This window comes from Sphingomonas sp. GM_Shp_2 (assembly GCF_026540875.1).
GTDB lineage: Bacteria > Pseudomonadota > Alphaproteobacteria > Sphingomonadales > Sphingomonadaceae > Sphingomonas > Sphingomonas carotinifaciens.
In genome coordinates this window covers 1-24468 of the sequence record NZ_JALNUQ010000009.1, presented here as the reverse complement: position 1 = coordinate 24468, position 24468 = coordinate 1, and the positions used below count along the sequence as shown (strand labels likewise).

Genomic DNA, 24468 nt, shown 5'->3' with positions numbered 1-24468 from the left:
ATGAAGCAGCCATGCATCTCGTCACCGACCGCCGCCGCCTGATCGCCACCGGGCTCCTGCTGTCCTCCTACGGCTGGGCCGGCGCGGCGTCGGCGCCGTCGCTCGCCGGCCCCGGCATCGCGCTGGCCCTCGCCCGCGCCCGCGCCGCGGCGATCTCCGACATCCGCTACGACCTCGCGCTCGACGTTACCGCCGCCGACCGCGCGACGGGCACCGTCACCACCAGTTTCCAGCGCCGCGCGAACAGCGGCGACCTGGTACTCGATTTCCGCGGGCCGCTGCTCAGCGACGTCATGGTCAACGGCCGTCCCCTTGCTGCCGACACCCGCCGCGACGGCCATCTGGTCCTACCGCAGCGCCTGCTCCGCACCGGCCGCAACAGGCTGTCGGCCCGGTTCGAGACGCCGATCGCCGCCGCGGGCGCGGCCATCATCCGCTTCCACGACGATACCGACGACCAGACCTATCTCTACACGCTGCTCGTGCCGTCCGACGCCAACCTGCTCTTTCCCTGTTTCGACCAGCCGGACCTGAAGGCCCGTTTCCGCTGGCACCTGACCACCCCGGCCGACTGGACCGCGATCGCCAACGGCGCGCTGGAGACGAAGACCACCACCGGCTCCGCAACCCGCTGGCAGTTCGCGGAAACCCAGCCCATTTCCACCTATCTCGCCGCCTTCTCCGCGGGCCCCTGGACGCACTGGACCTCCGCCCCCCCGAACGAACAGCCGATCACCCTCTACGCCCGCGCCTCCCGCCGCGCCGAGGTCGATGCCGAGGCCCAGATCGCCACCAATCGCGCCGCGGTGAACTGGCTCGCCGCCTGGTTCGCCGTCCCCTTCCCCTTCGCCAAGCTCGACCTGCTGCTCGCCCCCGCCTTCCCCTTCGGCGGCATGGAACATGTCGGCGCCGTCTTCTACAACGAGGACCGCTTCGTCTTTCGCGAGCCGCCGACGCTGCCTCAGCGCCTCGGCCGCGACCAGACCATCTATCACGAGATCTGCCACCAATGGTTCGGCGATCTCGTCACCATGCGATGGTTCGACGATCTGTGGCTGAAGGAGGGCTTCTCCACCTTCATGGCCGCACGTCTTCAGGCCGAGTTGCAGCCGGACAGCGATGCCTGGACCACCTTCTTTCTGTCGGTGAAGACGCAGGCCTATCGCGCGGACCAGACCAGCGGCACCTCTCCCCTGTGGCAATCGCTGGACAATCTCGACGCTGCCAAGAGCAACTACGGCCCGATCGTCTATTTCAAGGCGCCCGGCATCATCAAGCAACTGGCGTTCCTCGTCGGTGAGGACGGCTTTCGCCGCGGCCTCCACCTTTTTCTCCAGCGTCACGCCTATGCCAACGCGACATGGCAGGATCTGCTCGGCGCGGTGGGCGAGGCATCGGGCATGTCGCTGGAGGCGTTCGGCCGCCAATATGTGCTGCGCGCCGGCATGCCGCGCATCGACACGCGCCTTGCGCTCGACGGCACGCGTATCGCCTCGCTGCGGCTGGTGCAGCGCCCGGTCAGGACATTGCCGGGTGATCCCGGCGGAACATGGCCGATGAAGGTTCGCGTGCGCCTTGGCTATCATGACCGCGACGACGTGATCCTCGATGCGCAGTTCAGCGGCACCACCGCCGATGTCGCGGCCGCCGCCGGCCTGCCTGCCCCCGATTATGTCTGGGCCAATGACGGCGACCATGGCTACGGCCTGTTCCTGCCCGATGCGCGCACCACCGAGTGGATTGCGGCGCATGTCGGCACCGTCACCGACACCCTGCTGCGCGCGATGCTGTGGGCCGCGCTCTGGGACGTGGTGCGCGAGGCGGCGCTGCCCCCGGCCCGTTACCTGACGATCCTGCTCGATGCGCTGCCGGCCGAGCATGACGAGCAATTGTCGCGCACCATCCTGCTGCGCGGGGCCGCCGCGCTCGACATCTACCTGCCCGAGGCAAAGTCCGCGCCACTCCGCCCCCGGTGGGAGGCGGCGCTGATCGCGCGCATGGACGATCCCGCGCTCGGCTATGGCCTGCGCAAGGATGCGATGGACCGGCTGATCGCCACCGCCCGCACGCCGCTCGCCACGGACCGCCTGCGTGCGCTGCTCGCCGGCCGTGCCACCCTGATGGACAAGCCGGTCCGCCAGCCGACCCGCTGGGCGATCGTCCGCCGCCTGATCGCGATCGGCGCGACAGGTGCCGATGCGCTGTTCGCCGAGGAGCAGCGCCACGACCAGTCGTCGGAGGCGATGAAGGACGCCTTTGTCACTCGCGCCGCCACGCCGGCCCCGGCGGTGAAGGCCGAGTATTACCGTCGCTATTTCGACGATCCCGCCCTCAACGAAGCTTGGGTCAGCGAAAGCCTGGGCGCGTTCAACACGGTCGAACAGGCGGCATCGACGCTGCCCTTCCTCCGCCCCGCGCTGGAGCGGCTGGAATGGATACGCCGGAACCGCCGCATCTTCTTCCTGCCCGGCTGGATCGACGCGTTCATCGGCGGACAGGTCAGCCGCGAGGCGCTGGCCACGGTCGACGCCTTCCTGTCCGCGCAAAAGGCGCTGCCCATCGATGTCCGCCGCAAGATCCTGCTCGCCCGCGACGAGCTGGAACGGACGGTGCGGATCCGGGAAGCGGCAGCGTAGTAAGTCGGCGCGCCGCCACCCCTACAGGGGCAGGGCCGTCGTGTATTTCGTCATCGACAGCGCAAAGTGCGACGACGCGCCCGCGACCGAGGGGTGCCCCAGCAAGGTCTGCATCAGAAAGCCGTTATAGTCCGCCACATCGGCCACGACGATGCGGAGCAGATAATCCCATTCGCCCGACATTGAGAAGCATTCCACCACCTCCGGCCGTGCATCGACGAAGCGTTCAAACTCCTGCCGCGCGTCCATCGAATGGCTGCGGATGCGGACATTGCACAGCACGTTGACGCCGCGCCCCACCGCCGCCGGATCGACCAGCCGCACCGTCGCACCCAGCAGCCCGCTCGTCTCCAGCGCCCGCACCCGTCGCCAGCACGAGGCCGCGGAGGCACCGACCCGCTCCGCCAGATCGGCATTGGTCAGCGTCGCATCCGCCTGCAACAGCGCGACGATACGCCGGTCGATCGCATCCAGCGTGCGAGCCTCGTTCACGAACGGCACCCCATCCGAAATATCCTCTCACCAAACCGGCTTAAACTTGCCAGAATGATAGGCATTCATCGCGTATTTCTGCAACGATCCCGTCATGGCCGACGCAGAACTCATCCGCCCGGAGGGCACCGCCGCCGACTGGACCATCCCGCAAGGCTGGGACCGGTACACGCCCGAGGAACATGCCACCTGGGACACGCTGTTCGAGCGACAGGCCAGGATGCTGCCCGGACGCGTCACGCCCGAATTCATCGCCGGCCTCGACGTGCTGCGCCTGTCCCGCCCCGGCATTCCCGACTTCGAGGAACTGTCCGAACGGCTGACCAAAGCGACCGGGTGGAGCGTCGTCGCCGTGCCGGGACTGGTACCCGACGACGTGTTCTTCGACCATCTCGCCAATCGCCGCTTCGTCGCGGGCAACTTCATCCGCCGCCCGGACCAGCTCGATTATCTTCAGGAACCGGACGTCTTTCATGACGTGTTCGGCCATGTCCCCCTGCTCGCCAATCCGGTCTTTGCCGATTACATGCAGGCTTATGGCCAGGGCGGGCAGCGCGCGGGTGCGATGGGCGCGATCCAGCGCTTGTCGCGGCTCTACTGGTACACGGTCGAGTTCGGGCTGGTCCGCTCCGGCGGCGACCTGAAGCTGTACGGGGCGGGGATCGTCTCGTCCTTCACCGAATCGGTCTTCGCGCTGGAAGACCCCTCGCCCAACCGGCTGGGTTTCGATCTGAAGCGGGTGATGCGCACCAAATACCGGATCGACGATTTCCAGCAGAATTATTTCGTAATCGACAGCTTCGAGGATCTGCTCGACCAGACGCTGAACACCGACTTCGCCCCGCTTTACGCGGAGATGGCGAACGAACCGGATATCGAGATCGAGACGATCCTGCCGGAAGACACCGTCATCACCCGCGGCACGCAGGCCTATGCGCGGGGGAAAGGATAAGGTGTGGCCCTTCCCCGACAGGGAGAGGGCCACAAAAAAAAGGGCCGCCTCGCGGCGGCCCCAATAGGCGGGGGCTGTTATTCGGGCCGGTACGGGGAGGAATCCGCCCGGCCTCCTCTCCTATCTGGCTTTCCACCCTTCCAGTGCGGCAAACGCGATAATCACGGCCAGCACCAGCAGGGCACCTTGCAATTCAAGCGATGTCAAATCGAACTCCATCGATCGCATAAGTGTCTCCTGATCTTTCGAGGGTTATTCCGCGGCGTCCTGATACAGGAAGTCCGCCGCGAGACGGGGGGTAGCGGCAAGCGCGACGGGCAGCGGGCGATCCTCCCGCAGCGTCACGAAGCGACCGGTTTCGCCGTCCAGGCCCAGCACGCTGCCGGCATGGATGTCGATGAACCAGCCATGGAGCGCGATGTCGCCGCGTGCGATCCCCGCCGCCACCGACGGATGGGTGCGCAGATGCTGCAACTGCAACGCCACATTTTCCAGGCTGGCCGCACGGACCGCATCCCCTTCCGACATTTCCGGATAGGATGCGTGCACCACGCTGTGCGCCGCATGGCTGTGACGCAGCCACGAGGCGACGTTGGGCACACCGGCCAGCGTTTCGGGCTTCATCAGCGCCTTCATCGCGCCGCAGTCCGAATGGCCGCACACGATGATGTCGCGCACGCCCAGCACCGCCACGGCATATTCGACGGTCGCCGTCACGCCGCCATTGGCCTGTGCGAAGGGGGGCACGATGTTGCCCGCGTTGCGGCAGACGAACAGATCGCCCGGATCCGCCTGCATCACATGCTCGGGCACCACGCGGCTGTCCGCGCAGGAGATCATCAGCGCCTTGGGGCTCTGCCCCTGGGTCGTCAGCTTGTTGTACAGCGCGCTCTGGTTAGGGAACACCTGCTTTTCGAAGCTGAAAACCCGACCGATCACCTCGTTCATACCATACGCTCCTGTGCTCGTCGCATCAGGATATACGCACCGGACTTTGCTGCCGTGCAGCGGCTGCGTTACAAATTGTTGCTGCGCTGCGTCCTGGCGACGGGCAGGCAGATTTCGGCGCACAGCCCCCCTTCCGGCCGGTTCGCCAGGGTCAGCCGCCCTCCCTCGGCCTGCACCGTGCGCGTCACGATCGATAGGCCGAGGCCGAAGCCCACCGTGTCCCGCCGCCGTGCCGTGTCCAGCCGCACGAACGGCTCCAGCACCAGCGCCAGCGATTCCTCGGGAATGCCGGGGCCGTCGTCCTCCACCCGGATAAAGGTCGCCTTGGCCGTCGGCTCCAGCGTGATCGTCACCCGTTCGCCGTAATGCAGCGCATTCTCGACCAGGTTGGTCAGCGCACGCTTCATGCCGAACCGGCGCAGCCGCATGTCGAAATGATCCGGCCCCGCATAGGATACGTCGCGCCCGCGGTCGGCGGCATCGTCGGCCAGGTTGGCGCACAGGATCGCCAGATCGGCCAGCACCGGCTCCTCGGCCTCTTCCTCGCCGCCCAGGAACGCCAGCATCGACCCGACCATCGCCTCCATCTCGACGATGTCGTCGCGGATCGCGTCGCGCACCTCGGGCTCGGCCACGCCATCGGCGCGCAGCCGCAGCCGGGCGAGCGGCGTGCGCAGATCGTGCCCGACCGCGGCCAGCGAGCGGGTGCGCTCGTCCATCAGCCGGGTGATGCGCGCCTGCATCCGGTTGAACGCCGCGGTCACCCGCCGCACCTCGCCCGGGCCGCGTTCGGGCACCGGTTGCGGCGCGCCCGGCCCGATCTCGTCGGCGGCGCGCGCCAGCAGGCGCAGGGGTTGCAGGATGCGCCCGATCAGCGCGCCGCTGACCAGCATCAGCGCGATCGCCGGCACCAGCGCCAGCAGCACGCGGCCCAGTGCCAGGTCCCAGGTCTGGAGCGGCTCGCGCATCCGGAACAGCAGCCGGGTGTCGTCATCCAGGCGCAGGTCGCCCCCGATCATCGACCGCCGGCCGAGCGACCCCAGGCGCAGGTGCAGGTCGGTCGCCGCCAGGGTCGGCTCCCATTCGACGATCTGCTCGCGCATGCCGTCCAGCTCGGGCGAGATCGGCGCGCGCTCGGGGATCTCGACCGACCAGCGCACCGTGTAGCGATCGGTCGTCAGCTCGTCCGCCACCTCGTCCCGCTCGGCCGCCGGCCGCTCGTTCAGCACGCGCCTCGCCACCACCAGATGCTCCGCCAACCGCCGCGCCTCGTCATCGCGCACCGAGACCTGGCTCGCCTGCTCGTACAGAAAGGTGGACACCGCAAACTCGATCGTCACCGCCAGCAGCAGGATCGCCACGATCCGGCCCAGCACCCCCACCGACGGGCGCAGGAAGCGTGTCACTGCCGCTCGACCGGCACGTTCAGCATGTAGCCGACGCCGCGCACCGTTACGATCGGCGCGGCGCCGCCCGCACCGGACAGCTTGCGTCGCAAACGGCTGACCAGCACGTCGATGCTGCGGTCCGAACTGTCGCCGATCCGGGCTCGCGACAGCTCGATCAACCGCTCGCGCGCGACGATGCGCTGCGCATTGTCGAGGAACGCGATCAGCAGGTCGAACTCGGCACCGGTCAGCTCGACCAGCGCGCCGGTGGGCGAGATCAACTCGCGCCGCGCGATATTGGCGGTCCACCCGTCGAAGCGCAGGATACCCGCCTCGCGCGCCGTCGCTTCCTGATCCAGCGTGCCCCGGCGCAGCACCGCGCGGATGCGCGCGACCAGCTCGCGCGTGCCGAACGGCTTGGGCAGGTAATCGTCCGCGCCCAGCTCCAGCCCGACCACCCGGTCCATCTCGCTGCCCTTGGCGCTGATGAAGATGATCGGCACGTGATTGCGCTGGCGTATCTGGCGGCACAGGTCGATGCCGCTGGTGCCGGGCAGCATGATGTCGAGCAGGACCAGGTCGACCGTGCCGGTATCCAGTGCCTGCCACATTTCAGGCGCGGCATTGGCCAGGCGGACGGCAAAGCCGTTCTCCTGCAGGGCACGCGCGGTCAGGGTCCGGAGGGCGGGGTCGTCCTCGACGATCAGGATGGTGGGTGCGGTCACGCATCTACCGCTATTCACGCGGTTAACACAGGTCAACGGGCGGCGCGGCGGGATCGCCCATCCGGCCGATCGACGGCATCCTTTCGCGTCGATGGCGAGGAGGGCGGGGTACTCCATCTGCCGATCTCGCCCCCCGGCATGCGACGGGCGATAACCGGTGCCGGGCCGACGGGGGTGGGCCGCGACCGGATGCGATCCGGTGAAAAGGTGCAGGGATGATGCAGACGATCGGCACGGGCACGGGGTCGCTCCGGACCTTCGGCGACTGGGCGTTGCGGCAGATGGGGATCAGGGATTCGGTCGGTGCCGCGCATGTGGCGCTGCGCCGCTGGGGGTTGGCACCCTGGCGTCCGCTGGTGCCTGAGGAGAGCTTCGCCACCTGCATCGATGCCGCGCTCGACCGGCTCGTCGCGGCCGATCGGGATCATCAATTTGGCGATTACCTGGAATTCGGGGTCAGCCGGGGTACGTCGATGGCGGCCGTGTTCCACGTCCTGCGTCGCCGCGGCATTGACCAGAACCGCCTGATCGGCTTCGACTCCTTTGCCGGCATGCCGACGGGGTCGGAGGAGGAAGGCTGGGACGCCGGTGCCTTTGCCTCGCCGCTGCGCCTCACCCGCCGCCACCTGCGCACCAAGGGGGTCGACCTGTCCGCGATCACGCTGGTCAAGGGCTGGTATTCGGACACCCTGACCGCCACCACCCGCGCGAACCTGACCATGTCGAAAGCATCGCTGGTGATGGTCGATTGCGACACCTATTCGGCCTCTGCCCTGGCGCTCCGCTTTGCCGCGCCGCTCATTCGCGACCGCGCGGTGGTCGTGCTGGACGATTGGGGCTGGCGCGCCGCCGATGGCCAGCCGGGCCAGCGCGAGGCGTTCGTCGAGTTCCTGACCGACAACCCTACCCTGCGCGCCGCCCCCCTGCCCGCCTATTTCGAACATGCGCGCGTCTTTCTGGTCGAGCGGTACGAGCCGCACTGACGCAGTCGGTCAGCGCGTTACCTCTTCCAGTTCGGCGGCATAATGCGCGCCCCGCGCCGCATAATGCTCCGCCGACAGCCGCAGGCGGGCGATCGCGCCATCGTCCAGCGTGCGGACCGCGCGGGCCGGGCTGCCGACGATCAGGCTGCCGGCGGCAAAGGCCTTGCCCTCCGTCACCAGCGCGCCGGCCCCGATCAGGCAGTTCGCGCCGATCACCGCGCCGTTCAGCACCGTTGCCCCCATGCCCACCAGCACGCCGTCGCCGATCGTGCAGCCATGCAGGATGGCATGATGCCCGACGGTGCAGCCTGCCCCGATCGTCAGCGGACTGCCCGGATCGGAATGCAGCATCGTGCCTTCCTGGATATTGGTGTTCGCGCCAATCCGGATCGGCGTGTTGTCGGCGCGGATCACCGCGCGGAACCACACGCTGGCCCCCTCCGCCAGATGCGCGTCGCCGATGATGTCGGCGCCCGGCGCGATCCACACGCTCGGGTGCAGCGTCGGGCGGCGTCCGGCAATGGCGTAAAGCGGCATATCGCGGCGATCCTCGTCCCTGGCCCCGGCCCCTTGGCCGGTACGCCGGTATAGCCCCTTGCGCACCCCGCGCCACCGTTCCCGCATTTCGCGTGCAAGCCGCGTGGTTTGGCGATAGCGCAGCGGCTCCAACTATCAGGGGATGTTGAATGGCAGGGGGTCTGGTCGCGCTGCTCGACGATGTGGCGATGATTGCAAAGCTGGCAGCGGCATCGCTGGACGATGTCGCGGGTGCCGCCGGCCGCGCGGGGACCAAGGCGGCGGGCGTGGTGATCGACGATACCGCTGTCACGCCCACCTATGTCGTCGGCCTGTCGCCCGAACGCGAATTGCCGATCATCCGCAAGATCGCGATCGGATCGCTGCGCAACAAGCTGATCTTCCTGCTGCCCGGCGCCCTGCTGCTCAGCGCGTTCGCACCCTGGGCGATCACGCCGCTCCTGATGCTGGGCGGCGCCTATCTGTGTTTCGAGGCGGCCGAGAAGATCTACGAGGCGCTGTCCGGCCATGCCCATGCCGAGGAAGTCAGCGAGATCACCGATCCCAAGGAGCTGGAGGACCGGCAGGTTTCCGGTGCGATCCGCACCGACCTGATCCTGTCCGCCGAGATCATGGCGATCGCGCTCGGCGAACTGCCCGACCTGTCGATCCCGCTTCAGGCGATCGCACTGGCACTGGTCGGCATCGCGATCACGGTGGGCGTGTACGGCGCGGTCGCGATCATCGTGAAGATGGACGATATCGGCCTCCATCTGGTCAAGACCGGCGGCAGCGCCGCGCAGGGCATCGGCCGCGGTCTGGTAAAGGCCATGCCCGTGCTGTTGCGCGCACTGTCGGTGATCGGCACCGCCGCGATGGTGTGGGTCGGCGGCGGCATCATCGTTCACGGTCTGGAGACGTTCGGGCTCGGCGCGATCGCGCACACGCTGCACGACGCGGCGGAGGCGGCGGGCCATGCCCTGCCTTTCGTCCATGGCATCGTCGCCTGGGTGGTCAACGCGCTCGGCTCGGCGGTGGTCGGCCTCGTCGTCGGCGGCATCATCGTGTTCGGCCTGCACCTCATCCCGCGCAAGCATTGAGGGTCGGGATGGCGCCGGTCGGTGCCATTCTCGTAAAAGATTGCCGGAAATGGCCGCCGTCCGGATCGTCCATCCGCCGGCGGCCCTGTGCTTGTGCGCCGTCCGCCTGCGGTTCGATACCTTCCGCGCAGGCTGCACCGCCGCACGATCGATGGTGCACCGCAACCGGGCACCATTCATTTGTTAGGGGTTTCCGGTTTAAAGATCGAACCGGAACGGGTAGACGGATATCCGCAAAGGTAAAGCGTGCGACTGGCGATCTTGATGTTGATGGTTCTGCTCCTCGCTCTGGGGGCGACACCGGTCGCCGCCCGCGCGCCGGTGGTGGACCTGCATCGCGGCCTGTGCACCGCGACCCTGCCCGATGGCGCGTCGAACGCGGCGGTGGTGGCCGCGCCTTACGCCTGCGGGGCCGACGCGCCGCAGGACAGTCCGGAATGGCTATGGCTGCGGCTGGACGCCTCGCGCCTGCGTGACCTGCCCCCCGGCTGGCACCTGCTGGTCGATCAGACCCGCTTCGACCGTATAGCCGTGGTTGCAGGCGGTCGGAATGGCATGGGCCGCATCGAGCATTCGGCCCGTCAGCTGGCCGGCCACGGTGCCCCCGGCGGCGTTCTACGCTTCACCATCCCCCCGGCCGGGCGCGACATCGACCGCCTGTATCTCGGCTATCGCCGCATCGATCACCTGTCGCTGATGCGCAAGCTCAAGGGGATCCCGGCGGAGGAACAGCCGCGCGAGGATGCCCCGTGGCTGGCGCTGATGGGCCTGTTCGCCGGGGCGCTGTTGTCCGCCCTCGCCTATAACTCGGTCATCAACGCCGGGCAGCGCCAGAGCTTCCAGCGCTGGTACGTGCTGTGGGTCGCCAGTGCCTTCGCCTATGGCATGGTCTGGACGAACATGGCGGCCTATGTCTTTCCCGGTCTGGTCGGGCCGTTCGCGGTGCGCATCGATTACGCGCTGGTCGGCTTCATGATCGGCGCGGGCAACATGTTCTTCTTCACCGTGGTGGAGGATGGCTGCATCCCCCGCCGGTTCATCAGGGCCGGTCGCGCGCTGGCCGTGGCCGGTGCCGTGTCCGGCTGCATCGCCGCGGCCGATACGATATTTCCCGTCATGCCCACCGACCGGGCGCTGAACTATGTCATCGCCGCCACCGCCGTCCTTCTGGCGATATCCTGTGGCATCGCGATCCGGCGCGGCAGCCGCGTCGTCTGGTTCTATCTGGTCGGGTGGGGGCCGGTGATCGGCATGTTCCTGGCCCGGCTGGCGCGCAATCTCGGCATGGTGCCGCAAAACGATCTGGTCGACTTCTCCTCCTTCGGCGCGCTCGCCTTCGAGGCGCTGGTGCTGTCGCTCGCCATCGCCGATCGCTTCCGCCATCTGCGCCAGGCCCTGGCGATGGAAACGCAGCAGCGCGAGATCCAGCTCGTCGAGACCAAGGCGCTGCGCCAAGCCGCGCAGACCGACTTCCTGACCGGCCTCGGCAACCGCGCCGCCTTCCAGGACGCCACCCGCGCGCTGATCCACGACGGCGCGCCCTTCGCGCTGTACCTGATCGACGTCGATTATCTGAAGGATGCCAACGACCGGCTGGGCCATGCCGGCGGCGATGCCATGCTGCAACGCATCGCCACCGCACTGGTCGAGATCGCCGCCACCGTGCCCGGTGCGCATGTGTCGCGCATCGGCGGCGACGAGTTCGCGCTGCTCTTCCCTGGTTCGGCGGAGGTGGACACAGCGATGGCGGAACGCCTGACCGATCTTCAGGGTCGGCCATGGACCTATCTCGGCCAGACCCGCCCCATCTCGCTCAGCATCGGCTCGGCCCGCGCGCCCGACGACGCCACCGCCCCCGACCTGCTCTACCAGAATGCCGATCTGGCGCTCTACCATGCCAAGCGGCGCGGGCGCGGGCATCAATATCGCTACGATCCGCTGCTCCGCATCCTGCGCGACCTGCAGGTCGAGTTCACCCGCGATGCCGAGGCGGCGCTCACCCGCGGCGAGTTCCGCCTCGACCTGCAACCCATCGTCCTGCTCCCCTCGGGCGCATGTTGCGGTTACGAGGCGCTGCTCCGCTGGAACCATCCCGATCACGGGCTGATGCTGCCCGATCGCTTCGCCGACGTGCTGGTCGCCGAGAAGATCGGCGCGCGCATCCAGGATCATGTGCTGGACCTCGCCATGGGCTGGCTGCGCGACCGGCCGGACGAGATCCGCATGCTCAGCGTCAACTTCACCTCCGCCCAGCTCGCCGGCCCCCGCGCCGCGCGGCAGGTGCTCGACCGGCTGGCGGCCTACGGCGTGCCCCCGTCGTCCCTGTGCATCGAGGTGACCGAGCGGGTGATGCTCGACCGCGCCGCCGACACGATCCTGGAAACGCTGCGCACGCTGCACCGCGCCGGCATCCAGATCGCGCTCGACGATTTCGGCACCGGTTTTGCCAGCCTCGTCCATCTGCGCGACATGCCGGTCGACCGGATCAAGATCGACCGTTCCTTTGTCGCCGGGCTGGACGAGGTCGGCGGCGGCACGCTGGCGATCGTCCGCGCGATCATCGGGCTCGGCCGGGGCCTCGGCAAGATCGTGGTGGCCGAGGGGATCGAGACCCCGGCTCAGGCCGAGCGGCTTGTCGCACTCGGCTGCCATCTGGGCCAGGGCTTCCTCTACGGCCGTGCCGAGCCCCACCCGCTGCCCGCAAACGCGCCCACCTACCGGACGGTGCAGGCGTAGCGGCTCACCCGATCAGCATCCCGCCCGCGACCCCCACCACCGCCGCGACGAGGATCAGCGACACCGCGCTCGACGCCCCGATCAGGATCGCCGCCTCGCGCTTGTTCTTGTCGATCAGCGTGGCGAAGACGGTGATGTTCGCCGCGATCGGGAACAGCGCGACCAGACCGACGATGATCCGGTCCTGCCGGTCCAGCGTCCCCACCGCCAGCGCCTCGATGCCGAGCGCCAGCGCCAGCAGCACCGCCGCGCTCACCTGCCGCAGCGCCAGGATCTTGGCCAGCAATCGCGGCTCGGTTTGACCTTCGCCCGCCTGCCCCAGCCCCAGCCCGACGACGCCCATGCCCAGCACCGACACCGCCAGCGACACGCCCGGCTGCACCGTGTCCATCACGGCGGGCAAAGGCACCTCCCACACCCGCAGCACGATCGCCGCGATCATCGCATAGACGAGCGGCACGCGCAGCGCCTGCGTCGCGGCGCGCTTGCCGCCCACCTTGCTGCGCGCGATCAGATAATAGCCGATCGTGTCGCCATAAAGCGCGCTGCCCATATAGGCGCACACCACCGTCGATATCTCCGCCTCGCCGAACAGCGCCTTGACCACCGGGATGCCGAAAAACGCGACATTGAAGAAGGAAAAGGACGCCGACAGCAGCCGGGGGTCGAAATCCTCGTCGATCCGCTTCGACAGCCACCATGCCGGCAGGCTCATCGCAGCGGCGACCGCGAACATCAGCGGCGTGATGATCGCGATCTGCGCCACCTCCGCCTGTTGCACATTGCCCAGCACCAGCACCGGAATCAGCGCATAGACCAGCAGCCCGGAAATCCAGCGCGCCAGCCCGCCGGTATGCTTGCCGATCGCCCATCCGAACAGCAGCACGCCGTATAGCGGCAGCACATGGCTTGCGATCGCGCCCAAGGGGTTCATCGATCGGCCCTCATCAGCGCAGGTGCAGGATGTCGTCCACCGCCCGCGCGGCGGTTTCGACGTTGAACCACACCGAATTGGTGTCGCGCAGTTCGCCGTTCAGCAACTGCCCGACGCCGTAGAGCCGGGGCGATGCCGGATCGCGCGTCATGATGCGCCCCGATCCCCGATGCGCGCGCGCCCCGCCGACCGGGTGCGGCATCAGCCATTCGCGGCGCAGCAGGTCCGCGATCAGTGGCTCGCGCATTTCCTCCAGCGCCATCGCGGTGCCCGTCGCATTCACCACCACCGGCGCGTCATGATCCTCGCCATTTTCGAAAGTCGTGCGAAACCCGCCCCCTTCGCGCGCGCTGGTATCCACCACGCCGCCGCGGACCTGCAACTGCCCGCGGTCGAACGCCGCGCGGATACGCTCGGCATTCACCATCGGCATCACGAAGCGCATCGTCGCGAAATGCGGCCCCACCCATTTGCCGAACCGCTTGCGATCCAGCGGCCGCAACAGGTTCCAGATCGCGGTGGCGTCGTGCCGGGCGGCAGTCAGGATGCGCTGGAACGGCTCGTCCCCGCTCAGCGCCGCGTCGATATCCTCGCGCAGCCCCGCCGCCGCATCGCCGCCGCGCCGATCCACCGCACGCCAGTCGACCGCATGGCCGACCAGATCCTCCACCTCGCGCCGGAACAGCCGCACCAGATCGACCACCGAAAAGCAGCGCCCCCGCGTCCGCAACCGCCGGTGGATCGCCTCCAGCGTCAGGTGGCGGCGCTCATACCCGTTCTCCGGCGACGGTATCTCCACGCGCGGCAACATGCCGTCGCGCGACGCCATCAGGACGGGGCCCTCATGCCCCTCGTCCAGCAGCGTCATCAGCGTATCGATCGCGCTCAGCGAACTGCCCAGGATCGTCACCGACGCATCCCGCGCTATGCCCTTGGCCAGTCGCTCGGACGGCCAGGGAAAGTCGAAATAGCCGGGCTTGCCGTCCAGGTCGCCGAAGCGTTCCGCCTGCGGCGTGCCGATCGCCAGCAGCACGACGTTGGTCGCCACCTGCCCACCGCCGGCCAGCGCGACAGTCGCCCGCGCCGGATTACCGTCAATCCGCACCGCCTCGTCCCGGTGCTGCGTCACCGCGATCCCGGCGTCCTGCGCATCGGCCAGCGCACGGTCCAGCACATGGTTCAGATACCGGCGATACTCGCTGCGCCGCGCATAGACGACGCTGTCCGGCTCCAGTGGCTCGCGCGCCTCCAGCCAGCGGCGATAATCCCCGGCTTCATGGTCATATAATCCCATCAACCGGGATTCGGTGTTCAACCGGTGTCCCGGCTGGTCGGTGCCGAACGCCAGCCCGCGGGCCGGATCGTCCCGCTCGATCAACTGGAACGACACCCGCGTGTCCCGCTCATAGCGCAGCCGGGCCACCGCTTCGGCGAATGCCGCCACACCGCACGCGCCCATGCCGACAATCGTCACGTCCAGGGTCCGCAAATCCGCCACTCCTTCGCCGATCGCCCGAACACGAACATGGCCGCGTCCGGTGATCGAGGGCGAAGGGGTTCCGCCCACCTCGGCCCTAACTCACATTAGCGGCCAAACGATCCGGCCCTGTCGACATGGCCGACTTGCCGCAGCGGCAATAAATAGATAGATGGCTATCTATATGGTTTCTTCCGCCTTCATGGAGCGCCAGTTCACGGCGCTGCTCATGCCGCTCGCGCGCACCTATCGCCGTCACGTCGATCGCGGACTGGCGGCGATGTCGCTGTCCCACTCCACCGCACTTGCCGTGATGCTGCTCGGCCGGCTCGGCGACGGGGTGCGTCAGGGGACATTGGCCGAGGAACTGGGCGTGGAGGCGCCTTCGGTGGTGCCTATGCTCGATGCGATGCAGCGCGACGGCCTGGTCGAGCGCCGTGTCGATCCGCAGGACAAGCGCGCCCGCACGCTGCACCTCTCCCCCGCCGGCAAGGCGCTGGCCGCCAAGGCGGAGGTGGAATCCGCTGCGATCCGGGCGCGCCTGTTCGCCGGCATCGCGGCGGAGGATGTCGCGACGGCCGTGTGCGTGCTGGAACGGCTCTCGCGTGCCATTGCGGCGACGGACCAGGGCTGATCCATGCCGCTCGGCCGTCGTGAACTGATCTTTTCGGTCAACTGCTTCGCTGCCGCGATGCTGGCGCTGTTCGCCTCCTTCGCGCTCGGGCTGGAGCGCCCGTTCTGGGCGATGATGACGGTCTACATCACCAGCCAGCCGCTCAGCGGCGCCGTCCGGTCCAAGGCGGTGTTCCGGCTTGCCGGCACCATCGTCGGCGCCGCGGCCACCGTGATCCTGATGCCGCCACTGGCGAACAGCCCGGTGCTGCTCTCGCTCGCCCTCGCCGCCTGGGTCGGCCTGTGCCAGTTCGTCTCGCTGCTCGACCGGACGCCGCGTTCCTATCTCTTCCTGCTCGCCGGCTACACCGCCGCGCTGATCGGCTTTCCCAGCGTGTCGCACCCCGAAACCGTGTTCGACACCGCGGTCCTGCGTGCCGAGGAGATCGGCATCGGCGTCATCTGCGCCGCCCTGGTCCACGCCGTCGTCTTTCCGCGCAGCGTGACGCCGCTGCTCGCCGCCCGCGCAGCCACGCTGCTGGCCGAGGCGGAAAGCTGGATCGCCGACGCGCTTTCGCTCCATCCCCCCGCCCGCACCGCGCGCGAACGCCGCCGCATGGCCGCCGACGTCACCGAACTGCACGTCATGGCGACGCACATCCCCTTCGACACCGCCGCACGCCGCCCGACTCGCGCGCTCCTCGCCGCGCTGCGCCAGCGCTTCGCGCTCATGCTCCCCCTCGTCTCCGCGATCGAGGACCGGATGCGCAGCCTGGGCACCACCGACGGCATCGCCGACGAACTCGCGGCCGTCCGCACCCTCGCTGCGGGCGAGGGTGACGCTGCCGACATCCGCGCCCGCTGCCTCGCGCGCGCAGAGGCGCTCCCGCTTGCCGGCTGGGACGATCTCGTCCGCCTCAACCTGCTCCACCGCCTCGCTGAACTGGTTGACGCGCTTCAGGACGCGCGCGCGCTCACCCGTTCGCTCGACGATCCTTCCGCATACAAGATCACCGCCGTCCCCGTTACCGCCGCGCTCCACCGCGATTTCGGCCTCGCCGGCCTTTCTGCGCTCGCCACGCTCGTCGCGACGCTCGGCTGCTGCGCACTATGGATCGCCACCGCCTGGCCCGAGGGTGCCGTGGCCGCCATGATCGCTGCGGTCGTCTGCTGCCTCTTCTCGACGATGGACGACCCCATCCCGGCGCAGCGCAGCTTCCTGATCTGGACGATCGTGTCGCTGCCCGTCGCCGCCCTCTACCTGTTCGCCATCCTGCCGCGCGTCACCGATCCGCTGCTGCTCGTCCTGGTCCTTGCCCCCGTCATGCTGCCGATCGGCGCGTTCATGGCGCTGCCCCGCTGGTACGGCCGCGCACTGCCGCTGGCGATCGGGCTGGTCGGCGGGCTGGCGCTCACCAACCGCTTCGCCGCGGACTTTGCCGGCTTCGTCAACGGCAGCATCGCGCAACTCGTCGGGGTCGCCGCCGCCATGGCCGCGACGCGCCTGTTCCGCAGCCTGGGCGCCGGGACGATGGTCCGCCGCCTGCGCGCCGCCGGCCGCCGCGACCTCGCCGCCCTGCGCGACCAGCATTCGCCGGCCGCACTCGCCCGCTGGATCGCCCGCATGCTCGACCGGGTGGGCCTGATCGCCGCGCGCCTCGGCGACGTCACCGACGACGGCCGTGACGAGGCGGCCGCCACCTTGCGCGAACTCCGCCTCGGCGTCACCCTCGCGCAACTGGAGGATGGCCCCACCGGCAGCTTGCGCGCCGACATCGCCGCCCATGTCGCGGGGCGCCGCGACGCCGCCCCGCTGCTCGCCCGCCTCGACGATGCGATCGACACCGCCTGGCGCGACCATGCCCGCCCACTGCTCGCCGCGCTCACCGGCCTGCGCCGCAACGCCTTCCCCGACGCCGCCGCCTGGGTACCGGGACACGCCGCATGACCGGGGAAATCGCCATCGCCGGGGTGCTCGTCCACCCGCTGCTTATCGCCGCCGTTCTCGCCTTTGCCGCGGCCGAGCTTGCCGGCTGGGCGCTCGGCCGCCTCGGCCTCTACCGCTTCGTCTGGCACCGCGGCCTCTTCGACGTCGCCCTTACCGTCATCCTGTGGGCCGGCCTCGCTGCCATCCTCACCCACACCCCCCTCCCCACCGCCTTCGGCCTGTCATCATGAAAATGCTTCCCATTGTCCGTATCCTCGTCACGCTCGGCGTGGTCGCGCTCGCCGCGATCGGCGGCCAGCGGCTGTGGCGCCATTACGAGGAAGATCCCTGGACCCGTGACGGCCGCATCCGCGGCGACGTGGTACAGGTCGCACCAGACGTGTCCGGCCTCGTCACCGAGGTGCTGGTGCGCGACAACCAGCCGGTCGCGGCCGGCGCCCCGCTCTTCATCGTCGATCGCCCGCGCTACCGCCTGGCCGTGGCGCAGGCGCAGGCGGCGTTGACCGCGCAGCAGGTCCAGCTTGCCCAGGCCCGGCGCGAAGCGCAGCGCAACCGCACGCTCGGCGACCTCGTTGCGGGCGAGGTGCGCGAACAGGGCGATGCCCGCGTCGCGCAACTCGCCGCCGCCCTGGCGCAGGCGCGCGTCGCGCTCGACACCGCCCAGCTCAATCTCGCGCGCACCACCGTCCGCGCCAGCGTCGCGGGCACCGTGTCGAACCTCGGCATGCGCCCCGGCGACTACGCCACCGCCGGGCGGCCGATGTTTGCGATCATCGACCGCGGCTCGCTCCACATCGTCGGCTATTTCGAGGAAACGAAGCTGCCCCGCATCCATGTCGGCGATCCTGTGGCGGTTCGCCTGATGGGCGACGACCGGCCGATCCGCGGGCATGTGCAAAGCCTCGCCGCCGGGATCGAGGATCGCGATCGCAGCGCCGGCGGCACCCTGCTCCCCAACGTCAACCCGACCTTCAGCTGGGTCCGCCTCGCGCAGCGCGTGCCGGTGCGCATCGCGATCGATGCGGTGCCGCAGGGCACCTCCCTCGTCGTCGGCCGCACCGCCACCGTCGAGGTACAGCCGCAGGGTAACCGCGCATGACCGTCCGCGCTGTCCTCCCCGCACTCGCCGCCGCGCTGCTCACCGCCTGCACCACTGCCGGCCCCGATTATCACCGCCCGCCCGACGCCATCGCCGACAGGCCCCAGGCCCGTCAGGACTTCGTCAGCGGCGACGCCGCCGCCTTCCGCCCCGCCCCCGTCCCCGACCGCTGGTGGCAACTCTACCGCGACCCCGCACTCGACCGCCTGATCGCCGACGCCCTCGCCCACAACACCGACCTGCGCATCGCCGCCGCCAACATCGCCCGCGCCCAGGCCGCCGGCGATCTAGCCCGTTCCGATCGCCAGCCGCAGACCGCGCTGCAGGGTGCCGGCGCCTATGGACAGCGCTCCGCCGAGGAAGAACTGCTGCCCGGCGCCGCCCTGCCGGCCAATTTCGTCTATTCGGGCGGCGCCGCCGTCTCCTACCAGATCGACCTCGTCGGCCAGATCGCCCGCGCGGTGGAGGCCACCGACGCCGACCTCGCCACGACCCAGGCCGCCCGCGACGGGGTCCGCGTGGTCGTCGCCGCGGATACGACGCGCGCCTATCTCGCCGCCTGCTCCGCCGCGCGCGAGATCGCGGTGGCGGAGCGCGCGCTCGCCCTGCAACGCCGCACCACCGACCTTACCCGCCGCCTCGTGCGCGCCGGCCGCGGCATCTCGCTCGACACCACCCGCTCCGCCGCGCAGGAGGCACAGGTCCGCGCCACTCTGCCCGGCCTGCTCGCCGCCCGTCAGGTCGCCCTGTTCCGCCTCGCCACCCTCACCGGCCACCCGCCCGCACAGATCGACGCCGCGGCCGCCGCCTGCACCGCCGAGCCGACGCTCGACCGCCCGATCCCCATCGGCGACGGCGCCGCCCTCATCGCCCGCCGCCCCGATATCCGTCAGGCGGAATGGCGCCTCCACGCCTCCACCGCCCGGCTGGGCGTCGCCACCGCCAACCTCTACCCGCGCATCTCGCTCGGCGCCTCGCTCGGCTCGGTCGGCCTCGCCCGGAACCTCTTCGCCGGCGACACCTTCAAATTCTCCCTCGGCCCCCTCATCAACTGGGAGTTCCCCAACCGCACTCGCGTGCGCGCCCGCATCGCCGCGACACAGGCGGAGATCGACGCGGATTATGCCCGCTTCGACGGCACGGTGCTGGACGCGCTACGCGAAACCGAAAGCGCGCTCACCATCTACGCCCGCGACCTCGACCGTGCCGCGGCCCTGCGCGACGCCCGCGCACAGGCGGACCGCGCCGCGCGCGACGCCGAAACGCTGTTTCGTGCCGGGCGCAGCGGCTTCCTCCCCGTGCTCGATGCGCAGCGCACGGCGATCACCGCCGAACAGACGCTGGCCGCCGCCGAAAGCCGCCTCGCCGCCGATCAGGTCCAGCTCTTCCTGGCACTTGGCGGCGGCTGGCAACAGGGTTAGCGCGCGTTCCGGTTCGGCGTCTGCTCGCCCAGCAGCGTGCGGCGGAAGAAGTCATATTGCCGCCGCTGCGCATAGCGGACCGGCCCGGTCGTCCGCCCCGCCGCATGCTCGCCATTGGGCACCACCAGCAGCTCGAAATCCTTGTCCGCCCGGATCAGCGCATCGACCACCTGCATCGTCGAGGCGGGGTCGACGTTCGAGTCCTGCTCCCCCACCACCATCAGCAAGCGTCCCTGCAGCTTTGCCGCATGCATCACCCCCGAAGCGTCCAGATAGCTCTGGTCCACCGGCCAGCCCAGCCACTGTTCGTTCCACTCGATCTTGTCCATCCGGTTGTCGAAACACCCGGCATAGGCGACACCCGCCTTGTAGAAGTCGGGATGGAACAGCAGCGCGTTCAGCGTGCTCTGCCCACCCGCCGATCCGCCATAGATGCCGACGCGCGTGATATCGACCGCCCGGTCCTTCGCTGCCAGCGCCTTGATCCACGCGATCCGGTCGGGAAAACCGGAATCGTCCAGGTTCTTCCACGCCACGTCATGAAACGCCTTGGAGCGGTTCGCCGTCCCCATGCCGTCGATCATCACCACGACGAAACCCAGATCGGCGATCTGCTGCATCCCCATCGCCTTATCGCCGCCGGAAAAGCCACCGAACGGCCAGAAGCCCTTGGGCACAAAGCTGTCGTGCGGGCCGGCATAGATGTTCTCGATCACCGGATAGCGCTTGGCGGGATCGTAATCGCGCGGGCGCACCACCAGTCCCCAGATATCGGTGCGGCCGTCGCGCCCCTTGGCGACGAACGTCTCGGGCGGGCGGAAACCCGCCGCGGTCAGCGCGCTGGCATCGCCGCGCTCCAGCAGCGCGAGCACCCGGCCGCTATCCCCGTCGCGCAGTTCGGCGACCTCTGGCCGGTCGGTACGCGAGTGCACATCGACGAAGCGTGTCCCGTCGGGCGAGAAACTCGCCTCGTGCATCTCGTCGCCGTCCGTCAGGCGAACGAGGTTGCGCCCGTCGAAATCCACCCGGAACCAGTGCTTATGATACGGGTCTTCGCCCGGCGTCACCCCACTTGCCGAAAACCAGATGCGGCGCTTCGCATCATCGACATGCGCGATATCGCGCACCACCCAGTCGCCTTTGGTGATCTGCCGCTTCACCCGCCCGGTCGTGCCGTCGATCAGGTACAGGTGCCGCCACCCGTCGCGCTCGGACGCCCAGATCAGCTCGCGCCCGGCATCGTTGACGTCATGCAGGAAGCGCCGCTCGGCATGGACGAAGGTCTTCGTATCCTCCGTCACCGCGGCATGCGCCACGCCGCTATCCGCATCGACCGCGATGACCTTGGCCTGATCGAAGCCGCGCCGGAGATAGTCGAAGGCCACGCTGCGCCCGTCCTTGCGCCAGCGTAGATTGGACAGGGTATAGGCATTGGGGAACAGCGTATCGGCCACCTCCGTCCGCCGCCCGCTCGCGGTGTCGAAGATCACCGGCCGCTCCCGGTCCACCGCATCGCCGGGCTTGGGATAAAGCTGCTCGGCCAGCACCGGCTGCACCCGGCCCGGCGGCGCGGCGACGACGCGCGTAACGATCCGGCGATAGCCCGGCTGTACCCGGTACGCCGCGACATGGCGGCCATCCGGCGCCCAGGCGATGCTTTCGGGGTCGTAGAAGTCGCTCGCGCTGCCATCGGCGCTGCGCCAATGCTCACGCCCGCCGCCTGCATCGCGCACCACCAGATTATCGTCGATGACCAGCGCCTCCAGCCGCCCGTCGGGCGAGGCTTGCGGGTCGTTCAGCGCCGGCGCGCTCAGGTCGCGTACCACGCCGAAGCCGCGCGGCCGGTGTCGATCCACCAGCTTTTCGCACTGTGGTGCCACCAGCGTGCAGCGATAGGGTTGGTAGTCGATCATCGCGACGATCGCGGCCCGCCCGTCCTGATACGCGAAATGCTCGAACGGCAGGCGGAGCGGATCGACCGGCCGGTCCAGCACCCTGGCGAGCGCCGGCGCCAGCGCGGCGGCATCGAATGCGGGCCGCCTGCCTTGCGTCGTTGCATCGACATCGACGAACGCGAAGCCGCCCGCCACCGTCTTACGATAATGGAAGTGTCGCCCGTCGCCGTCCCACTCCGCCGGAAAAGCGATGTCGCGGGTCAGCCACTGCCACCGATCGCGCAAGTCGATCGAACGCTCGGTCGCGTCCTGTGCCCCGTCCGACGCCGGCGCCGCCGCCTGCATCAGCGACAACGCGATCAGCATCGCCTTCATCGTGCCGCCCCCAGCGTGAACGACCAACGTATCGGCTTTAGCGGCACCCGGTATTGCATGTGCGCCCGCCCATCCAGGCTCCACCCGGTATCGCCGCCGACACCCCCTTGCGCGGCATCGACCAGCAGCGTGCCGTCGCCATGCGGGCGGATGTCCGAGCTATGCGCCTTGCCGGCCGGCTGCATGGCCAGGTCCGCATAGGGAAACGCCAGCGCATTCACCGCCAGCGGCTGCGCGCCGGTCAGCTTCAGCCCCTGGCCGCCCTCGTCCTCCAGCACGATCCAGCGCACATCCTGCTTCGTCCCGCTCTCCTGCGGCCGGGCATAGCCGTGATATTGCTCGGCCAGCGTGCCGCCCCACTGGGCGATCAACCCGCTCGTCCGGCGGTCGACATAGGTTTCATGCGGCCCCCGGCCATACCAGCGCACCCGGTCGAGCGCGGGCGGTGTCCGGAACTGCAACCCCACGCGCAGCGGATCGGGCAGGTCGTCGCGGATCGGCGTGAACGTCACGTCCCCGCGCGCGGTGCCGTCCGCCGCCATCGTCCACCGCGTCTCCATCTTCACCGATCCCACGCCCATGTCGTGCAGCACAACAATGGCATCGCCCTCTGTACGCACCGCATCGACCCGCCGGTGCTCGCTGAACTGTTTCCACATCGCATGGCTGGTCGGCACGTTCGCGCCGATGTCGTTGTCGGTTGGCGCCCGCCAGAAATCGGGCGCGCCACCGGTCAGCAGCATCCGCCCGCCGCGCGCATAGCCGCGCAGCAGCCCGCTGGCTTTGTCCACCTCCAGCACCGCGCCGCCCGCCGCCAGCCGCAGCACCGCGCCCCCGTCGACCGGCGCCGCGCCCTGCGCGACCGCCGGCAGGTTCCGTGGCCCGGTCAGCGCGAACTGTTCCCAGCCGACCACATGTCCCGCATCGACCAGCGGGATCGCCCCCGCCTTCGCCCGCGCGCGCAGCACCAGCCGCCGTTCCGCCGCCGGATCGCGCGCCGCAGGCGGCGTCAGTTGCAGCGGGGCACGTCCCCCCGGCGCCACCACGGGCACCGGGATATTCCCCCGCGCCACCTCGACCCCGTCCTCCAGCATCGCCCAATCGAGCGTGTAGCCGGACAGGTCGACATGATCGTGCCGGTTCACCACGACATAGCCCGGCGCCATCCGCTCGAACCCGATCGGCGCATAGACCTTGGCCATTTCGTGATATTCCGGGTCGGGCGTGCGGTCGGACCGGATCACCCCGTCGCCCACCGGACTGTCGTCGCCGCCCTTGTTTTCGAAGTCCGGCCCTTGCGCCCAATAGTCGCGGCCCGCGGCGTCCTTGCGGATCAGCGTCTGGTCCACCCAGTCCCAGATGAAGCCGCCCTGCAACTTGCGGTGGGCGCGGATGGTGTCCCAATAATCCTGGAAATTGCCCAGGCTGTTGCCCATAGCATGGGCATATTCGCACAGGATCAGCGGCTGCTTGAATTCCGGCCGCACCGCATAATCGGCGATCTTCTCGATATCGTCGTACATGGGCGCGAAGATGTCGACATAGTCGTTCACCGGATGGCCCCAGCCGCTCATGCTGTGCCCCAGAAAGCTGACGAGCCGCGACGGATCGCGCGCCTTCACCCACTTGGCCGCCGCCTCGAAATTCGGCCCCGTTCCCGTCTCGTTGCCCAGCGACCAGAAGATGATCGAGGGGTGGTTCTTGTCCCGCTCCACCATGCGCTGCACCCGGTCGAGATGCGTGGCCTTCCATTCCGGCCTGTGGCCCAGCAGCACGCTCTCGTCCCCCGTCTGCTGGAACAGGCTGAGATAGCCGTGGCTCTCGATATCGGCCTCGTCCATCAGGTACAGACCGACCTCGTCCGCCAGCGCATAGATGCGCTCGTCATTGGGATAATGCGACAATCGCAAGGCGTTGACGTTGCCCGCCTTCATCAGTTCCAGATCGCGGCGCAGCGTGGCGTTGGACACGATCCGGATCGTGTGGGGGTCATGTTCGTGCCGGTTGACGCCGCGGATCATGATCCGCCGGCCGTTCACCCGCACCTCGCCGCCCGCGATCTCGACCGTGCGGAACCCGATGCGCCGGCTCGTCGCCTCGATCACCCGCCCCCGCGCATCGAGCAGTTCGACCAGCAGCGTGTAGAGCGACGGCGCCTCCGCGCTCCATGCCCGCACCCCTGCGATGTCGCCCGCCAGCGTCACCATGCGCTGCGCATCCGGCACCCCTTC

General features: G+C 69.1%; 19 protein-coding genes. 10 read left to right on the top strand and 9 right to left on the bottom strand.

The features are described from left to right. Positions 1 to 11 precede the first annotated feature (11 nt). Positions 12 to 2636 (top strand): M1 family aminopeptidase, encoded by a 2625-nt coding sequence (locus tag OXR08_RS05180; RefSeq protein ID WP_267348291.1) that lies wholly within the window; start codon positions 12 to 14, stop codon positions 2634 to 2636. A gap of 21 nt (positions 2637 to 2657) precedes the next feature. On the opposite strand, the gene OXR08_RS05175 is transcribed toward OXR08_RS05180, so the two are convergent. Next, on the bottom strand, positions 2658 to 3128 hold the full coding sequence (locus OXR08_RS05175; RefSeq protein WP_162527073.1) for an Lrp/AsnC family transcriptional regulator: 471 nt from the start codon (positions 3126 to 3128) through the stop codon (positions 2658 to 2660). 94 nt (positions 3129 to 3222) lie between these two features. Between OXR08_RS05175 and phhA the strand changes: the two genes are divergently transcribed. After that, the gene (phhA, locus tag OXR08_RS05170; protein ID WP_267348287.1) at positions 3223 to 4080 is read left to right on the top strand and encodes a phenylalanine 4-monooxygenase; all 858 of its coding nucleotides are present in this window, start codon (positions 3223 to 3225) and stop codon (positions 4078 to 4080) included. 252 nt (positions 4081 to 4332) lie between these two features. Here phhA and OXR08_RS05165 read toward each other — a convergent pair whose 3' ends face one another. From OXR08_RS05165 to OXR08_RS05155, 3 genes are all read right to left on the bottom strand, one after another. After that, a complete protein-coding gene (locus OXR08_RS05165; RefSeq protein ID WP_112382329.1) occupies positions 4333 to 5028 on the bottom strand; it encodes a carbonic anhydrase in 696 nt (231 codons plus the stop codon). A 68-nt stretch (positions 5029 to 5096) separates the two neighbouring features. Further along, the gene (locus tag OXR08_RS05160) at positions 5097 to 6434 is read right to left on the bottom strand and encodes an ATP-binding protein (RefSeq protein WP_267348285.1); all 1338 of its coding nucleotides are present in this window, start codon (positions 6432 to 6434) and stop codon (positions 5097 to 5099) included. After that, entirely contained in the window at positions 6431 to 7141 is a 711-nt protein-coding gene (locus OXR08_RS05155) for a response regulator transcription factor (RefSeq protein WP_112382331.1), read from the bottom strand. The genes OXR08_RS05160 and OXR08_RS05155 overlap by 4 nt, the downstream gene beginning before the upstream one ends. Positions 7142 to 7356: 215 nt before the next feature. Between OXR08_RS05155 and OXR08_RS05150 the strand changes: the two genes are divergently transcribed. Further along, on the top strand, positions 7357 to 8124 hold the full coding sequence (locus OXR08_RS05150) for a class I SAM-dependent methyltransferase (RefSeq protein WP_267348284.1): 768 nt from the start codon (positions 7357 to 7359) through the stop codon (positions 8122 to 8124). A gap of 9 nt (positions 8125 to 8133) precedes the next feature. On the opposite strand, the gene OXR08_RS05145 is transcribed toward OXR08_RS05150, so the two are convergent. Beyond that, positions 8134 to 8661, bottom strand: a complete 528-nt coding sequence (locus tag OXR08_RS05145) for a gamma carbonic anhydrase family protein (RefSeq protein ID WP_267348403.1) — start codon at positions 8659 to 8661, stop codon at positions 8134 to 8136. Positions 8662 to 8810: 149 nt separating this feature from the next. Between OXR08_RS05145 and OXR08_RS05140 the strand changes: the two genes are divergently transcribed. Together OXR08_RS05140 and OXR08_RS05135 are read left to right on the top strand one after the other, a co-directional pair. Next, positions 8811 to 9740 carry a DUF808 domain-containing protein gene (locus OXR08_RS05140; protein ID WP_267348282.1) on the top strand — a complete coding sequence of 310 codons (930 nt, stop codon included), beginning with the start codon at positions 8811 to 8813 and terminating at the stop codon, positions 9738 to 9740. A gap of 246 nt (positions 9741 to 9986) precedes the next feature. Beyond that, positions 9987 to 12476, top strand: coding sequence for an EAL domain-containing protein (locus OXR08_RS05135; RefSeq protein ID WP_267348280.1), 2490 nt, complete (start codon positions 9987 to 9989; stop codon positions 12474 to 12476). Positions 12477 to 12480: 4 nt separating this feature from the next. Here OXR08_RS05135 and OXR08_RS05130 read toward each other — a convergent pair whose 3' ends face one another. Both OXR08_RS05130 and OXR08_RS05125 read right to left on the bottom strand, forming a co-directional pair. After that, positions 12481 to 13410 (bottom strand): AEC family transporter, encoded by a 930-nt coding sequence (locus OXR08_RS05130; protein WP_267348278.1) that lies wholly within the window; start codon positions 13408 to 13410, stop codon positions 12481 to 12483. A 13-nt stretch (positions 13411 to 13423) separates the two neighbouring features. Next, entirely contained in the window at positions 13424 to 14899 is a 1476-nt protein-coding gene (locus tag OXR08_RS05125) for an FAD/NAD(P)-binding protein (protein WP_267348276.1), read from the bottom strand. 160 nt (positions 14900 to 15059) lie between these two features. On the opposite strand from OXR08_RS05125, the gene OXR08_RS05120 reads away from it, so the two are divergent. Genes OXR08_RS05120 through OXR08_RS05100 form a run of 5 tightly spaced genes read left to right on the top strand, consistent with a single transcriptional unit; the run spans position 15060 to position 19967 of the window. After that, positions 15060 to 15521 carry a MarR family transcriptional regulator gene (locus OXR08_RS05120; protein WP_205411590.1) on the top strand — a complete coding sequence of 154 codons (462 nt, stop codon included), beginning with the start codon at positions 15060 to 15062 and terminating at the stop codon, positions 15519 to 15521. A gap of 3 nt (positions 15522 to 15524) precedes the next feature. Then, complete coding sequence (locus tag OXR08_RS05115) at positions 15525 to 17447, top strand: FUSC family protein (protein ID WP_267348272.1); 1923 nt, start codon at positions 15525 to 15527, stop codon at positions 17445 to 17447. Further along, positions 17444 to 17677: a DUF1656 domain-containing protein gene (locus tag OXR08_RS05110; RefSeq protein WP_112382337.1), complete on the top strand. Its 234-nt coding sequence runs from the start codon at positions 17444 to 17446 to the stop codon at positions 17675 to 17677. The genes OXR08_RS05115 and OXR08_RS05110 overlap by 4 nt, the downstream gene beginning before the upstream one ends. After that, positions 17674 to 18546, top strand: coding sequence for an HlyD family secretion protein (locus OXR08_RS05105; RefSeq protein WP_112382338.1), 873 nt, complete (start codon positions 17674 to 17676; stop codon positions 18544 to 18546). Before OXR08_RS05110 ends, OXR08_RS05105 begins: the two co-directional genes overlap by 4 nt. Then, entirely contained in the window at positions 18543 to 19967 is a 1425-nt protein-coding gene (locus OXR08_RS05100; protein WP_267348268.1) for an efflux transporter outer membrane subunit, read from the top strand. Before OXR08_RS05105 ends, OXR08_RS05100 begins: the two co-directional genes overlap by 4 nt. Here the strand turns inward: OXR08_RS05100 and OXR08_RS05095 are convergent. Together OXR08_RS05095 and OXR08_RS05090 are read right to left on the bottom strand one after the other, a co-directional pair. Next, positions 19964 to 22264: a S9 family peptidase gene (locus OXR08_RS05095; protein WP_267348266.1), complete on the bottom strand. Its 2301-nt coding sequence runs from the start codon at positions 22262 to 22264 to the stop codon at positions 19964 to 19966. The genes OXR08_RS05100 and OXR08_RS05095 overlap by 4 nt on opposite strands. Beyond that, positions 22234 to 24468, bottom strand: a 2235-nt coding sequence (locus tag OXR08_RS05090; protein WP_267348264.1) for a glycoside hydrolase family 2 TIM barrel-domain containing protein, incomplete at its 5' end; no start/stop codon positions are given. The genes OXR08_RS05090 and OXR08_RS05095, both read right to left, overlap by 31 nt.